General features: G+C 44.8%; 9 protein-coding genes and 2 pseudogenes. 5 read left to right on the top strand and 6 right to left on the bottom strand.

The window, feature by feature from the left end; translation table 11 throughout:
- Positions 1 to 177 precede the first annotated feature (177 nt).
- The 3 genes and pseudogenes from LVJ85_RS10450 to LVJ85_RS10445 all read left to right on the top strand — a co-directional run bounded on the left by LVJ85_RS10450 (position 178) and on the right by LVJ85_RS10445 (position 1224).
- Positions 178 to 402 (top strand): hypothetical protein, encoded by a 225-nt coding sequence (locus tag LVJ85_RS10450; protein ID WP_244739769.1) that lies wholly within the window; start codon positions 178 to 180, stop codon positions 400 to 402.
- A 97-nt stretch (positions 403 to 499) separates the two neighbouring features.
- Positions 500 to 667, top strand: a pseudogene (locus LVJ85_RS13490) (hypothetical protein); the annotation flags it as partial.
- Positions 643 to 1224, top strand: coding sequence for a tetratricopeptide repeat protein (locus LVJ85_RS10445; RefSeq protein WP_244739768.1), 582 nt, complete (start codon positions 643 to 645; stop codon positions 1222 to 1224). The pseudogene LVJ85_RS13490 and the gene LVJ85_RS10445, both read left to right, overlap by 25 nt.
- A gap of 151 nt (positions 1225 to 1375) precedes the next feature.
- Here LVJ85_RS10445 and LVJ85_RS10440 read toward each other — a convergent pair whose 3' ends face one another.
- From LVJ85_RS10440 to LVJ85_RS10430, 3 genes are read right to left on the bottom strand one after another with little or no spacing between them, the layout of a single operon-like run.
- Entirely contained in the window at positions 1376 to 2872 is a 1497-nt protein-coding gene (locus tag LVJ85_RS10440) for a class I SAM-dependent DNA methyltransferase (RefSeq protein ID WP_244739767.1), read from the bottom strand.
- Between the two features lie 18 nt (positions 2873 to 2890).
- Positions 2891 to 4312 carry a restriction endonuclease subunit S gene (locus tag LVJ85_RS10435; protein ID WP_244739766.1) on the bottom strand — a complete coding sequence of 474 codons (1422 nt, stop codon included), beginning with the start codon at positions 4310 to 4312 and terminating at the stop codon, positions 2891 to 2893.
- A gap of 2 nt (positions 4313 to 4314) precedes the next feature.
- Entirely contained in the window at positions 4315 to 7158 is a 2844-nt protein-coding gene (locus LVJ85_RS10430) for a DEAD/DEAH box helicase family protein (RefSeq protein ID WP_244739765.1), read from the bottom strand.
- Between the two features lie 142 nt (positions 7159 to 7300).
- On the opposite strand from LVJ85_RS10430, the pseudogene LVJ85_RS10425 reads away from it, so the two are divergent.
- Positions 7301 to 7531: pseudogene (locus LVJ85_RS10425) on the top strand (IS1595 family transposase); the annotation flags it as partial.
- Positions 7532 to 7835: 304 nt separating this feature from the next.
- Here LVJ85_RS10425 and LVJ85_RS10420 read toward each other — a convergent pair.
- The 3 genes from LVJ85_RS10420 to LVJ85_RS10410 all read right to left on the bottom strand — a co-directional run bounded on the left by LVJ85_RS10420 (position 7836) and on the right by LVJ85_RS10410 (position 11922).
- Positions 7836 to 8570 carry a hypothetical protein gene (locus tag LVJ85_RS10420; RefSeq protein ID WP_244739764.1) on the bottom strand — a complete coding sequence of 245 codons (735 nt, stop codon included), beginning with the start codon at positions 8568 to 8570 and terminating at the stop codon, positions 7836 to 7838.
- A 1583-nt stretch (positions 8571 to 10153) separates the two neighbouring features.
- Positions 10154 to 10333, bottom strand: coding sequence for an AlpA family transcriptional regulator (locus LVJ85_RS10415; protein WP_158087943.1), 180 nt, complete (start codon positions 10331 to 10333; stop codon positions 10154 to 10156).
- Between the two features lie 374 nt (positions 10334 to 10707).
- Entirely contained in the window at positions 10708 to 11922 is a 1215-nt protein-coding gene (locus LVJ85_RS10410) for a site-specific integrase (RefSeq protein WP_244739763.1), read from the bottom strand.
- Positions 11923 to 12489: 567 nt separating this feature from the next.
- Between LVJ85_RS10410 and LVJ85_RS10405 the strand changes: the two genes are divergently transcribed.
- Positions 12490 to 13431: an energy transducer TonB gene (locus LVJ85_RS10405; protein ID WP_244739762.1), complete on the top strand. Its 942-nt coding sequence runs from the start codon at positions 12490 to 12492 to the stop codon at positions 13429 to 13431.
- Positions 13432 to 13462 lie beyond the last annotated feature (31 nt).

Raw genomic sequence — 13462 nt, 5'->3', positions numbered from 1 at the left:
CAAACAGAAACATCCACAACCAAACGGAAACCCGTTTTCTATGGGAGGGCAGCCGCTCGTTACAGGAACAACAGGGCCTGCGCTTGGGGCACACAATTGGGTTCAACAGTTAAACAGTGCGTTCAAGCGACGGTATGTACACCCTTCTGATAATTATTTTTAATTTCCCAAAATGTTATGATAAAAAACAATATTATTCTGATGATATTTAGCTTGGAATTATTTGGTTGCGGCTATTTTGATAAGCAAGTATCTGACACAAAGCTAAATTGTGCTATCGATGTATCCGAGCAAGCTGTAAAACAGCTCATTCAATGTGCTCAGATTGGAGAGGCAGTCAGTCAATATAATTTGGGCATGAAATATCGTGAAGGAATAGATGTTCAACAAAATTTTGAATAAGGTTTTGATTTTGGACTCAACGTGCTGCTTGAGAAATGTTCAGAGCAAAATAATATTGTTCGCCAGTATGATTTAGGTGTAGCTTACTTACGAAGGTAAAAAAATACCTCAAGATATGGAGCAGGCTTTTTACTGGATTAATAAGTCAGCTAACCAAGGATTTAGTGGTTCTCAAAATATGATGAGTTGGTTTTACAGAACAGGAGCAGTTGTTGAGAAAAATAATAAAAAAGCATTTGAATGCGTAATCCTGAACAAGCTTTAAACTGGATGTTAGAGCCTGCCATAAAAGGAAATGTTAATGCAATAGTTAATGTTGGTTTAATATATCGAGACTTAGATAATCTTAAAGAGGCTGAAGAATGGTTGCGCAATGCCGCAGAATTTAATCATCCGGTTGCTCAAGCTCATCTTATTTGCCTTTTAGCTAAGAAAACTGACCAAGAAGCAAAAGAGGAAGCAAAAAAATGGTTAGATACTATTCAAGAGACAAATCCCGCAATCGCATTTTATGTATTAGGTAAGCTCCATTCCGAAAAAAATAAGCTATTCCCAAACAATGAATATCAAGCTTCTGAATATTATTCAAAAGGAGCAGAAATGGGAGATGCGGGTTCTCAATATGAAATTGCACAAAGATTAATCAATGGGCACTTCATTCCAAAAAATGAGCTGGCTGCATTACGTTGGTATGAATCGGCAGCTGAAAATGGCATACAAGATGCCAATATACGATTGGTAGAGATTTATAGTAAAGGCACTTTAGAGATTCCTAAAAACAAAACAAAAAAACAATACTGGCAAAGTAAACTGCCTCAATAATTACGTATTACGGATTATAAATAAACAATCCTGCTATTATTAAAAGCCCAAAGGCCGTCTGAAAATATTTTCAGACGGCCTTTGTCGGATTAGGGTGTAAAAAGCAAATCTAGACCCGAAATCACTGCAGCAATGCAGATAGAGACAGGCCCTAGTCTGCCAGCTGCGCGGCAACGCTACGGAAATTCATCAAAGCCGCTTCGATATTTTCGATGATTTCATCGGCCAAAATATCGGGATCAGGCAGATTATCCAAATCGGTTAAAGAATGGTCTTTGAGCCAGAAAATATCCAAGCTGGTTTTTTCGCGCCGATTGATTTCATCAATACTGAATTTACGCCAGCGTCCTTCGGGATTGTTTTCAGCATGATAGGTTTCTACGCGCTTTGAGCGGTCTTTTGGACAATAACAGGCAATAAAATCCTGCAAATCCGCCAATTGCATCGGTTTTTTCTTCAGCGTGTGATGCACGTTGGTGCGGTAGTCATACACCCAAATTTCTTGGGTAACGGCTTGTTCCTGTGCTGGGCGGTTATCAAAAAACAACACATTCGCCTTGACACCGTTGGCGTAAAAAATGCCTGTCGGCAAACGCAAAACCGTATGCAAATCGGTCATCTGCAATAGCTTTTTACGCACGGTTTCGCCTGCGCCGCCTTCAAACAGCACATTATCGGGCACAACCACCGCCGCCCGGCCGTTGTTTTTGAGCATGGTGTAAATATGCTGCAAGAAATTGACTTGTTTGTTGGAAGTCGTTGCCCAAAAGTCTTGACGGTTATAGATAAAATCTTCGGTTTCCGCTTCGCCCTCAGCATTGGTAATGGTGATGCTGCTTTTTTTGCCGAATGGCGGATTGGCCAAAACCAAATCCGCTTTACGTGCGCTTGGTGCAAGCAAAGAGTCGTCGGAGCTGATCGGGCTGTCGCCGTCCATTTCGCCGATACCGTGCAAAAACAGATTCATCAAACACAAGCGGCGCGTATTGGCGACAATTTCATTACCAAAAAATGTACCGTTTTTTAAGCGTGCTTTTTGCTCGGCATTCAAATCGGCGTGCTTTTCCAAATAGCTGTATGCTGCCAGCAGAAAACCGCCCGTACCCGCCGCCGGGTCGGCAATCACAGTATCCGCCTGCGGGCGGACACATTCGACAATCGCTTCAATCAAAGCTCGCGGCGTAAAATATTGCCCTGCGCCCGATTTGGTGTCTTCGGCGTTTTTTTCCAAAATGCCTTCGTAAATATCGCCTTTTACATCCACGCCCAAGCGTGTCCATTTGGTTTCACCAATCATCGCCACCAAGCGGGATAATTTAGCAGGGTCTTGGATTTTATTTTGTGCTTTGGCAAAGATTTGACCGAGTAGACCTTTGCGTTTGCCCAAATCGCGCAACAAGGCAAGATAATGGCTTTCCAAATCCGCCCCTGTGCGTTCGGTCAGGCTTTGCCAGTTGTATTCGGCGGGAATGCCGACATCGCGCTTATAAGGCGGCTGGCTGTATTCAAACGCCATTTTCAAGAAAATCAGATAAGTAATCTGCTCCAAATAATCGCCGTAGCTCACACCGTCATCGCGGAGCATATTGCAAAAGCTCCATACTTTGTTAACAATGGCATTTGAGGTGTGGTTTTGCGGTGTGGTCATTATGGGTTTCTCTGTGGTTTATTTATCCAAAAGGCTACCTGAAAATGCCGCTTTTAAGACGGCCTGTTTGAGCAGTTCGGCTTGTTTAAGTTGTGCGGTAAGTTCGGCGGCAAGTTGGTCGCAGGCTGTAAGTTTTTGCTCAAGGATATTGGCAATCTCTTTTTGTTCGCCCAATGAACAAAATACAAATGGATAATTAATTAATTTTTGACCATTGATATTAGATTGATTAACGCCGTCCGTTTTCACAAAATTACCATAATTTTTGGCAATCATTGAATTTAGAAAATAGGTTAAATATCGTCCATCAATAATATCGGTTAAATGATTTATTCTAATAAGATAGCCTGCAAAAATTGCTTTTTCATCTGTTTCAATAATTGATGTCTTACCGACTAATTCAGGACTATTTGTACGATTAAATAAAACATCCCCTTTTTTTAATAAATATTGCTCAATTTCTTCATCATCATCAGAATAAACAAGGTTTGTCCAATCAATTTTACCATTTTGCATATTTCCCATTCGTAAGACAGGAACTTTGCCTTCAGAACGTGATTTGGCTGATGTACCATATTCAACTCCTAAAGTCATTAATCCTAAACGCTCCCAAAACCAACCAACAGGCAATGCCGTTAGTTCAATTTCATTCAATTTTTCAATTGATTCAAGTTTTTTTAAGGCAGATGGTTTGCTTGGTTTTTTGCCTGTTTTTCCGCCCTGCTCCCATTGGCTGATAGCTGTTTGCCAGTCGGCAAGCTGCTGGGCGTGGTGTTGTTCGCGGGCCGTCTGAATTTGGGTGAGCAGTTCGTTTTCAGACGGCAGGGTGTGGGCGTGCTCGGCGCGCCACGCTTTGGTAAGTTCGCCGTTAAAGGCGTTTTTGAGCAGGGATTGGCGGTATTGTTTGAGTTGCTGGTCTGCGGTTTTCAAGCAGTCTATGCCGGCATCAATCTCGGCAAACAGGCTTTCGATTTTATTGACAATGGCTTGTTGGGTTTCAAGTGGGGGAATATTAACTGATGTTGCTTCAAATTTTCCTTTTGTTACATGAACCATTCCAGAACCATGCGCTTTCGCATAAAGCTCATTAGTAACTTTATCAAGTAAATAATAAATAAATGTTTTATCTATATTTTCTTTTGGCAACACTTTAAAAATATGCTGGTTTAAGAAAGCGTTTTCGCCTTTCCAAATATATGCTCCAAGTGATGCAGACCATGCAAAAAGTAAGTCTCCATTTTTAATATGGTATTTTTCCTCAATACTTCCATCATAGTAGTTATATTCAGCATTTGGGTTGTTTAAATTTTGAATACGAATAATAGGCGTACCTGCTTTGCTCCATTCTATTGGTTTAAAAGCTCTGCCATTAACATAAGTAGCAATTTCCCCCAAAGTCGTTTTCTTCCACCCTTTCGGTCTGTGTATTTCTGCGGTCATGTTTATGCTGTCCATTGTCGGTTAATTTCATCTAGCAGGGCGTTAAAATCTTGGTCGTTGGCGGCGATTTCGCTTAATACGTCATAAGCTTGACCCAAACCGCCGTATTGGTTGAACGGGGTGAGTTCAAAGTCGTTTTCTTCGATGGCAAACGAGGTAATGATATGTTCGCGTATCATGGTGAGCCACTGCATTTGCTCTGCGGTGAGCGGTTGGTCTGCACGGGCGTTGTGTTCAAATGTCCATGTTTGGAAGTTTTTGCGCACGGTTTTGGCAAAAGGTGTGATTTTGTCATCCACGCCAATTACCCGGCGGATGAGGCTGACCAAGGCGGTGAGTTCGCTCTCTGCCTGTTCGCTGACTTGATCCAAACGGGCATAGGCCTGCCAAATATGACTAAACGCCAATTTGGGTTTGGCTTTTTTGATGGCGGCTGCCAGCTCTTTAATCATCGCAAGGCTTAAGGCTTGGCGTTGGTAGGGCTGATTGTAGAAAATCTGCAAGGCGGTGATTTTGTCTTTGTTGTCGTGTATCCATTCGGCAAAGCTTTGGGTGATGGTTTGGTCATCTTCTGCCCAACCTACGTGGATAACGGTATCAATCTCGGTGTCGATTTTCTGCTCGTTTTGTTTGCGGATGTTGTCTAATTCGGTAATGAGTTTCATGGAAAGCAGGCGCGTAGCATCTTTGACGCGCTGTTTTTGTATGTGGTCAAGGGTTGTTTCAGACGGCATCTCTTCTATAGAAATACCCTCCTGTTCGCAGGCTGCCTGATGGACTTCATCAGCATTGATGGCATGAAACAGGTCTTTCACCAGTTGCGATAAAGGCACGCCGCCTGTGATGTCGGTAATCTGCTGTTGCTGTTCGCTGTCGAGCTGTTTGTTTAAACGGGCAAGGCGGGCGGCCAGTGAGCTGATGCTGTCGCTGTCAAATGCGCCGCCAAACACCACGGCTTTGCCCAAATCGGCGAAGCTGACCGAACGCTTGGTATCTAATTGCTGGCTGGCGGTTTTGAGGGATTTGGTTACACCGATGGCATCGACAATCACATAATGGGTTTTGGCAGAAGGGGCGGACGGGCTGACTTTTTGCAGGCCTTCTTTATCGAGCGTGCGTGTGCCACGGCCTTTCATTTGCTCGAAATAGTTGCGGCTTTTGACATCGCGCATAAACAGCAGGCATTCGAGCGGGCGGACATCTGTGCCTGTGGCAATCATATCGACGGTAACGGCAATGCGGGGGTGATAGCTGTTGCGGAAATTCGCCAAGACGGTTTTGGGCTCTTCGCCTTGTTCGATGATTTCCCCATGTTCGTCCACAATATCGTCTTTGGCTTTGTAGGTGATTTTTTTGCAGAATGCGTTGCCTTGTCCGAACTCTTCACGCACCATTTTGATAATGTCGTCGGCATGACTGTCGTTTTTAGCGAAAATCAGCGTTTTCGGCACTTCTAGGCGGTTCGGGAACATCACGGGCAAATGGTCGCGAAAGGTGCGGATAATGGTGCGGATTTGGCTGGGATTGACAATATCCCTGTCGAGCTGTTTGGCGGTATAGGCTTCGTCGCTGTCTTGCTGCTGCCAGCGTTTGCGGCGGGTGGTGCGTTCGCGGTGTTCGATCAGTTCCTCGGCCTTGAATTTGCCGCCTTCAAGGCTGATTTTGGTGTTGATCAGATACACTTCGTTGCCTACGTTTACGCCATCGGCAACGGCTTGCTCATGGCTGTATTCGCTGACCACGTTTTGATTGAAAAAACCGAAGGTGCGGTTGTCGGGCGTGGCGGTCAAGCCGATCAGATAGGCATCAAAATAATCCAACACCTGCCGCCACAGGTTGTAAATCGAGCGGTGGCATTCGTCGATAAAGATAAAATCGAAAAATTCCGGCGGCAGATTGGGCTGATAGGCAACGGGTAGAGGCTCTTTCAGGCGGTTTTCCCATTCTTCCAATTCCGTACCGTTATCGGGAATCGCCAAGTCTTCCCCTTTTAACAGCGAATACATGCGCTGAATGGTGCAAATACAGATTTCTACGCCGTTGGGAATGTGCGGCGATTTAATCACTTGGGTGTTGTAGAGTTCGGTAAATTTTCGGTTGTCGTCGGGCGGGGTAAAGACCAACATTTCCTGCTCGGCTTGTTCGCCCAAATTGACGGTGTCCACCAAAAACAAAATACGGCGTTTGCCGGTGTATTTGAGTAGACGGTACATAATGCTGATGGCGGTATAGGTTTTACCGGCGCCCGTGGCCATCTGAATTAAGGCGCGCGGCAAATCTTTTGCCAGAGAACCTTGCATATTTTCAATGGCAGTTAATTGGCAATCGCGTAAGCCCAATTCGGCAGCAGGTAAATGATTGGGATTGAGCGGCGGTATGGCTTTCAGTTTGGCACGCAGAGTGTTTCTGCCTTCGCTTGCCCATTTTTGCAGAGTTTCGGGGCGGTGGAAATGGAACACTTCGCGGGCACGCGGAGCCGGGTCGTTGCGGTTGGTAAAGCGGGTAATCACGCCCGTGCTTTCGTATAAAAAAGCAATGTCTGCTTGCGGAATGTGCTTGAGCTCACTTTCTGCATAACGCGCGCTTTGCTCTTCCACGGTGTTGAGCTTGTGGCCGAAGTTTTCTTCTTTGGCTTCAATAATGGCAACCGGCTCTCTATCAACAAACAATAAATAATCCACTGGCCCGCTGTCGGTGGGGTATTCACGCACCGCCACGCCCAAGCTGCTGTTGGGATTAAAGTATTTCACTGACTGTACCGCCCAACCTGCCTGCTCCAGTTTGTGGTCGATGATGTCGCGGGCTTGCTGTTCGGGGCGTTGGTTGTAAGTTACCTGCTTGGTCATGGATATTTCCCAGATAGCACGTTAAGTTTTATAAAAATCATCAAAAAACAGGGGGTTGATTATATTCAATTCATTAGGAGTATTGCAATGACTGCTTATCTAGGTAACTGTTTTTTCATTCATTGATGATCAAAGTATTGGCAGCGGATTTCATCACCATAGGATGAACCACAGCGAGTTGTTGCCGACCCGACCGGAAAAACCATATCAACAACATTGAGAATTTTTGAAGTCAGACAAAACGTGCCTCATGGAAATACAACGAAATTGACCGGAAATCTTTTACCTGTTCGTGAAAGAATGTGAGTTTCGTTTTAACTTTGGAGCGCCAAGGCAGCAGCTAAAATCCCTGCGGCTTTGGTGTGATGTTTAGGGCTAATCCACTTCAGTCCCTTAAATTATCTCTGCATTATCATCTCACATGAATGTCTGCCTAACGGTTTTATCTGTGTGAATTTATGGCAAGATAATGATTATATTTATGATTTTCGTCGTGAAAATATTTCTCACGACCAGTAAAAAAATTGCACTGTAAAAAAACGATACTGGAAAAGCTATGGGAGAGGTATTTGAAGAAGGGTTTGTGCTTGGTTGCCTGATAGATTTTAAATTAGATATACCTTACAAAACGGCTGGTAGGATTTCTCCTTCCAGCCGCGTATTTTGATTTATGGCATTTAGGATTCTTTCTGCAATTCAGCCAAAGTAATCCCTTCATTCCTCAACCGCCTTACCGTAGGCAGCTTACCATTAAAATGCTGGGGCGGTTTCCGGCCGGTTGTTTTAAACCATTCACTTTCCATACGCTTCAGCAAACCGAATGCCTGCTGTCGCGCACCTGCGAAGCCTAATGTGCGGGAGAGTCTTTCGAACAACGCCAAATAATCTGCTTCCGACTTGCGGACCACCGCCCGTTTTATATCCCCTTCAAAATCGCTCATGCGCTGCTCGGTATACCGCCACGACCATCGGTAAGGTTTTAATGGTTTCTTGGGGCTGTCCGGTTTGCGTTCATTCGGCAGGCGCACCAACTCATAACCGCTACTGTGAATACGGGTATGGCGGTTGGCGGCCATTTGCCATTGCTCACCTTTGGGCAAATCGCTGTTTTTATTGCGACGGTGCAGCAAAATAAACCGGACTTTATCCGGCTCCTTATCGTGACGGTAGCACAGCAATTTTGTGCTGCTTTTACCTTTCTGACGCGCACGGTAGCGTTGTTTGGGCGAGTGATGCAGTGGGAAGTTGACGGTAAATTTATCTACCAATACAGGCAACTTTACCGTCGGCACTTCACCGCAGACGTAATACTCGTAGCCGTCCTCTACAGCATCGGCAATTCTCTGCATATAGATGGAACGGCAGGTAAAAATTAACAATCCGGTTTGGGTTTGGGTTTGGGATGGCATCATCTGCACTCCTCGACAAAATGTTATGGGGAGCCGGAGTGTTTTTTCCTCTGGCTCATATAGTTTGTTCGGGCGCTATGCGCATCATCACCAAACCGGTTGGTCAACTTAGGCTATCTGTTCGTGAGCATCCTTTCTTTCGAGAAACCGCTCAACAATATCGGTATCCGATTCGAAATGCCTGGCCGCATTTCTCTCTTGTTACACCTGATCTTTTACTTTTTTGGTTTACCGTATTCAGTTGTGTTTTTGTGTTGTGTTGCAGATATCATACGCTAAATTTAAAAATTTGGGTATGTAATCAACCCACTAGGATTATCAAGGGTTGGGGCTTTATTTTTAAGTCAGGTAGGGGCAGCAAATATAGAAGAGTCCGAGATAGGGAGCCAAAGCCCCTATCTCGGCAAAAGGAGACCCCTTACAATCACCCTATCCGATGGTGCTAGCCACACCTGTTAATCGTTGGCTAGCCCCCAACGTGATGAGATCGAGATGGTCTGCCAAACCGTCCAGTTTGCCGAAGTCGTATGCACGTAATGGTGCTGGTACGACTGCGAAGGGCGCTTCGGGGTGAAACTCCCCGATTCGACCCAATCCGTTCCGGCCTTTAAGAACGGGCGACAAGGAAACGGCGGCCGCAGTAATGCGGAACCGACCTGTTTGTTTGTGAAAGCCGGTAGAGTCCGGCCTGCGGGACGTATCGAAAGAGCGTGACGTATGCAACACACGACGGCTGCGGTGCAACAGAAATGTTGTAGGGCGTACGGGAGAAATCTTGGTATGCCGGCACCCGGAGAAATCCGGGGTCGTTGAGAGCTTAAGCGTGTAACGGTAGCCGAAACGGGTCGGGAAACTGATGCCGAATGGCGCTGTGTTGAATCATCCGAATACCTCATGATGGTGATGAGGAGGCTGCGGACTGAATGAGCCGTAAGAAGCAAAATATCCAGTAAGTCAGGGTTTGTGGACTCTTTACCGACTGAAACCGGGTCACCGGGTAGCCGTAGGGTATGGATATTTATGTGAGGCGACAGCTAGGAATGATGCAGTAACAACAAACTAACTTGGGAAAGTCTGACTGCCCATAAAACGTACGGGTGGCACCGGCGAAAAGGGTAAAAGACCGGGAGAGTGTCTGAGTAGGAAAGCGTAAGCTGCGTACCCGAGCGCGAGTTCAGCGTGCAAAGGTAAGTCCCGTCGGGGATACGAAAGGAACGGGCAAACGAACAATCTCATCGTAATCAAACCGGATGGCATCCGGGCGTTGAACGGGCTGCCGGCTGATGACCGGCGGTTCGACCGCCGGTTGTTGAGGCGGAGCCTGTGAAGGCGAAAATCGGAGTCCGGTCACTACACACCGACCGGAATAGTTCTCGGCTTGGCCGCCGAGAACTGCCTGCACTTGGCTGTGCAGGAATAACCAATCAACACAACCTACGGTAAGCCGACAGGTAAAACCGTGTATATCTATCCAAAGTCTTATCAAAGATAAAATAGATAATGAATACATAGCGGGCTTCGGCCCGCTATTTTATTTAACACTTTCACAAACAAAAAACGCTGCAAAAATGCAGCGTTGTATGGTTTTAAAAAATCCGTTTGGACTCAATCCATGCTTCGACATCGGAGTCTTTCCATCGAATCATCTTTTTTGACTCAGTCAAATACAGAGGCTGCGGAAAAGTGATATCGTTTTTGCGGATTTCATCCAATTTACTCGCAGAAAGCGCCAATTTCTTAGCCACTTCTTTTCTTGTGAGTAACATAATGTTTCCTTTCATGAAAAAAGGAAACTCGGTTTTTCTTTATTCGCCAACCACCCCACCGTAGCACCGAGCAAAAGCTATTCGGGCATTGGACGTAATATTTTCAGTTGGGCAAATTTTAACAATTTTATGAGACACCTTATTAAATATAAGGTGTCAAACTGAATCAGATCGTTTTTACCTGAGCTACGGGCCTGGGGGAGCGGTTCTCAGACCATCCAATTCTGTCTTTGAGGTTGCTTTAAAGCAGTCCATTATACAATGGATATCGAACGTCAATATTCTAAAAACATTAGAGAAACTTGTCAAATATTCTATTAATTATATAGGCTTATGTGTGGGCAATTGTATGTGGTCGACCGTTAAATCCGATCTTACTCTTTATGATAGCTGCCTAAAAAATTAGACCAATCCTGCATGAGTACAAAACGTTGTTCCAATAAATCCGTCCGGTGATAAGCAGCTTCTACGGAATTTTTGACCGTATGAGCCAATGCCCTTTCAGCCTGTATGGGATCCTTCCCGTTTTCAGAGCACCAATCTCTAAAACTGGAACGGAAACCGTGCATGGTTGCCACCCGGCCTTTAATATTGCTGTGCGCCGAATGTTTGCGTAGGAAAGACGTTAATGCCATGTCCGACAATTGCTGTTGTTTCGACGGCGACGGAAATACGAATTGGGTATCAAACTCCCTGAGAATACTTAATATTTCCAACATTCTGTCAGTTAAAGGAATTCGGTGCACTGCTTTTGTTTTCATACGCTCAGCCGGAATAGTCCAAATTCGATTGGAAAAATCCACTTCCTCCCAAACCATCCCGCGAGCTTCTCCTGAACGGCATGCACTCAGAATGACAAACTCTACAATATACCTTGTTACATTGTAGTGTTCCCCATTCCTCAAATGTTTGGCAATAAATTCCGGAATATCCTTCCACGGCATAGCCGGAAAATGTTCTACACGCTGTTTTTTAGGCGTAGGAGGTGCAAGCAGATAGTGTGTCGCCGGAACCGGATTAAACTGACAATATTCGGATGCTATTGCCCAATCAAAGATACTGCCGATACGCTGACGAATCCTTACGGCTGTTTCTTGTTTTTCATTCCAAATAGGAGAGAGTACCTTTTCTATATCAGCGGCCTTAATCTCATTCATTCGACAGTGCCCAATAACCGGAAAAGCATATTGTTTTAAAGTATTAATCCATTGCCGGCTATGCTTTGGGTTTTTCCATTTAGGTTCCAAGATGGAATGAAGTTTGATTGCAGCTTCGTGAAAAGTGGGAATGCTTTGATTGTGCTTTTCCAGCTTCTTTTCTTTGTGGGGATCAATTCTCTGTGACAGCTTGAGACGATATTCAGAAGCCAATTTGACAGCTGCATTCACATCTACATCAGGAAATACACCCAAACTAATCTGTTTTCTTCTGCCGTCTTCGGGATTCACATATCTGAAAATCCATTGGCCATGCCCATTCGTCGTTGCAGAAGGACGGTATTGAAGACCCTGTACGCTGCCTTGGGCAATCGCCTTCTCTCCGGCTTTGATTTTTAAAATATCAGAGTTTTTTAAAATTTTACCCATCATGCACCTCTTCCATTTTATGTACCATTTTGTGTACCATTTTTAAAGTGATATCATGGCACAATATAGGTCTATCTGGTACTAGTAAATTTATAACTATATGAATTGAAAATTACTATTGAAATGGCAAATAACAATACGGCACTATACATGGCAGACGTCCACTCCGCCAAATATTGAAGAGCACCTGATTAATCAGGTGCTTTTTTATTGCTTGTTTTAAGTCTTCTGATGATGAAGAATCGCTACTAAGCTGAGTAATTTGAATGCGGCGGTACTGTTTTGTTTTTGTATTGAAGAAAGTGCTTTGATCAGTATCTAAAAAAGCAGTTGACTAGGCCTCCTGCAAGAGCTTTATCATCCCAATGTGTAGCATTAAGCTTTTTCGTTACCCAAATCGATCAAATCTCATATTTCTTTGTTATTTTAATTCTAAAAATAATAAACAAATTTAATAACTTATAAATTCTCTTTCAAAACATAGTGAAATGTTAAAAAAATCGCATTGTACGTTATATTGTACAAAAAATAAGTTGCAAACAGGAATAATTGCTATTAACATTGCAAATTATGGAAAATGAACGTGTCTTAATACCCACTACTCTTGTAGTGGTAATTCTATTGCATATATGGCTGATATTTTTGGCATGGCAGGTTGTGAAGCCTGCGCAAATGGGCGTGGAGCATATAGAGTTTGTTGATTTGAGCGATTTCGGTGGCGGAGACGGTAAGCCGGAAGGTGCCGGAGCGCCTGCTCCTGAAGAAACGCCTAAATCGGAGCCTGAAAAGCCCAAGCCTAAAGTTGAGGCTAAACCTCAACCCAAGCCCAAGCCTGTTGAGCAGCCTAAGCCTGAGCTTAAGCCTGTGATCACGAAAAAAGAACAGGCCGATATCAAGCAAGCTAAAGAAACGCCTAAGCCCAAACCTGTTGAAAAACCTAAGCCTGAAGTTCAGCAGAAACCGGTTGAAAAGCCGGTAGAGAAGCCGGCCGAAAAAACGGTTGAAAAGCCTGCTGAAAAACCTGTGGCTAAAACCAACGACAATGCTTCGGAAAATACTTCGGCAGGCGGTGCCAAGGTTACTGCGAAAGACGGTAAAGGCGATGGCAGCGGTTATTCCAAAATCCAAGGCAAAGGTGGCGGCACAGACGGTACCGGCGAAGGTCGCGGTTCGGGCAAAGGTGAGGGTAGCGGTAGTAAAACCGGTAGCGGTCACGGTGATGGGGATACTCGTGGCGCAGGTGGCCCGGGCGGTAGCCGAGGCAATCCTACAAAAGCAACAGGCTCAATTCCAAGACCTCCTTATCCTCCGCTTTCAGAAGAGAACGGTGAAGAGGGTACTGTTGTGCTCAAAGTAATAGTAGATCCTAGCGGCAGAGTTGTAGATGTGAAGATTTCTCGAAGCAGCGGCTATGCCCGCTTGGATAAGGCTGCGGTCGGTGGAGCCCGTAAAGGTAAATTTAATCCCAAAGGCTGGACTGAGTTTACGGTGCCTGTGAAATTTACCCTCTAAGATATTTTTAACATTCGGCAGGTATCTGTTT

Origin of the sequence: Neisseria sp. Dent CA1/247 (assembly GCF_022870825.1) — a bacterium.
In the GTDB taxonomy this organism is placed as follows: domain Bacteria; phylum Pseudomonadota; class Gammaproteobacteria; order Burkholderiales; family Neisseriaceae; genus Neisseria; species Neisseria zoodegmatis.
Note: the sequence above shows the minus strand (reverse complement) of the source record. Positions and strands in the feature narration are given on the sequence as shown.

Bases quoted from the DNA above. Each gene is read 5' to 3' on its own strand.
- LVJ85_RS10450 (WP_244739769.1), top strand. From the start codon at position 178: ATGATAAAAAACAATATTATTCTGATGATATTTAGCTTGGAATTATTT.
- LVJ85_RS10445 (WP_244739768.1), top strand. From the start codon at position 643: ATGCGTAATCCTGAACAAGCTTTAAACTGGATGTTAGAGCCTGCCATA.
- LVJ85_RS10440 (WP_244739767.1), bottom strand. From the start codon at position 2,872: ATGACCACACCGCAAAACCACACCTCAAATGCCATTGTTAACAAAGTA.
- LVJ85_RS10435 (WP_244739766.1), bottom strand. From the start codon at position 4,312: ATGACCGCAGAAATACACAGACCGAAAGGGTGGAAGAAAACGACTTTG.
- LVJ85_RS10430 (WP_244739765.1), bottom strand. From the start codon at position 7,158: ATGACCAAGCAGGTAACTTACAACCAACGCCCCGAACAGCAAGCCCGC.
- LVJ85_RS10420 (WP_244739764.1), bottom strand. From the start codon at position 8,570: ATGATGCCATCCCAAACCCAAACCCAAACCGGATTGTTAATTTTTACC.
- LVJ85_RS10415 (WP_158087943.1), bottom strand. From the start codon at position 10,333: ATGTTACTCACAAGAAAAGAAGTGGCTAAGAAATTGGCGCTTTCTGCG.
- LVJ85_RS10410 (WP_244739763.1), bottom strand. From the start codon at position 11,922: ATGATGGGTAAAATTTTAAAAAACTCTGATATTTTAAAAATCAAAGCC.
- LVJ85_RS10405 (WP_244739762.1), top strand. From the start codon at position 12,490: ATGGAAAATGAACGTGTCTTAATACCCACTACTCTTGTAGTGGTAATT.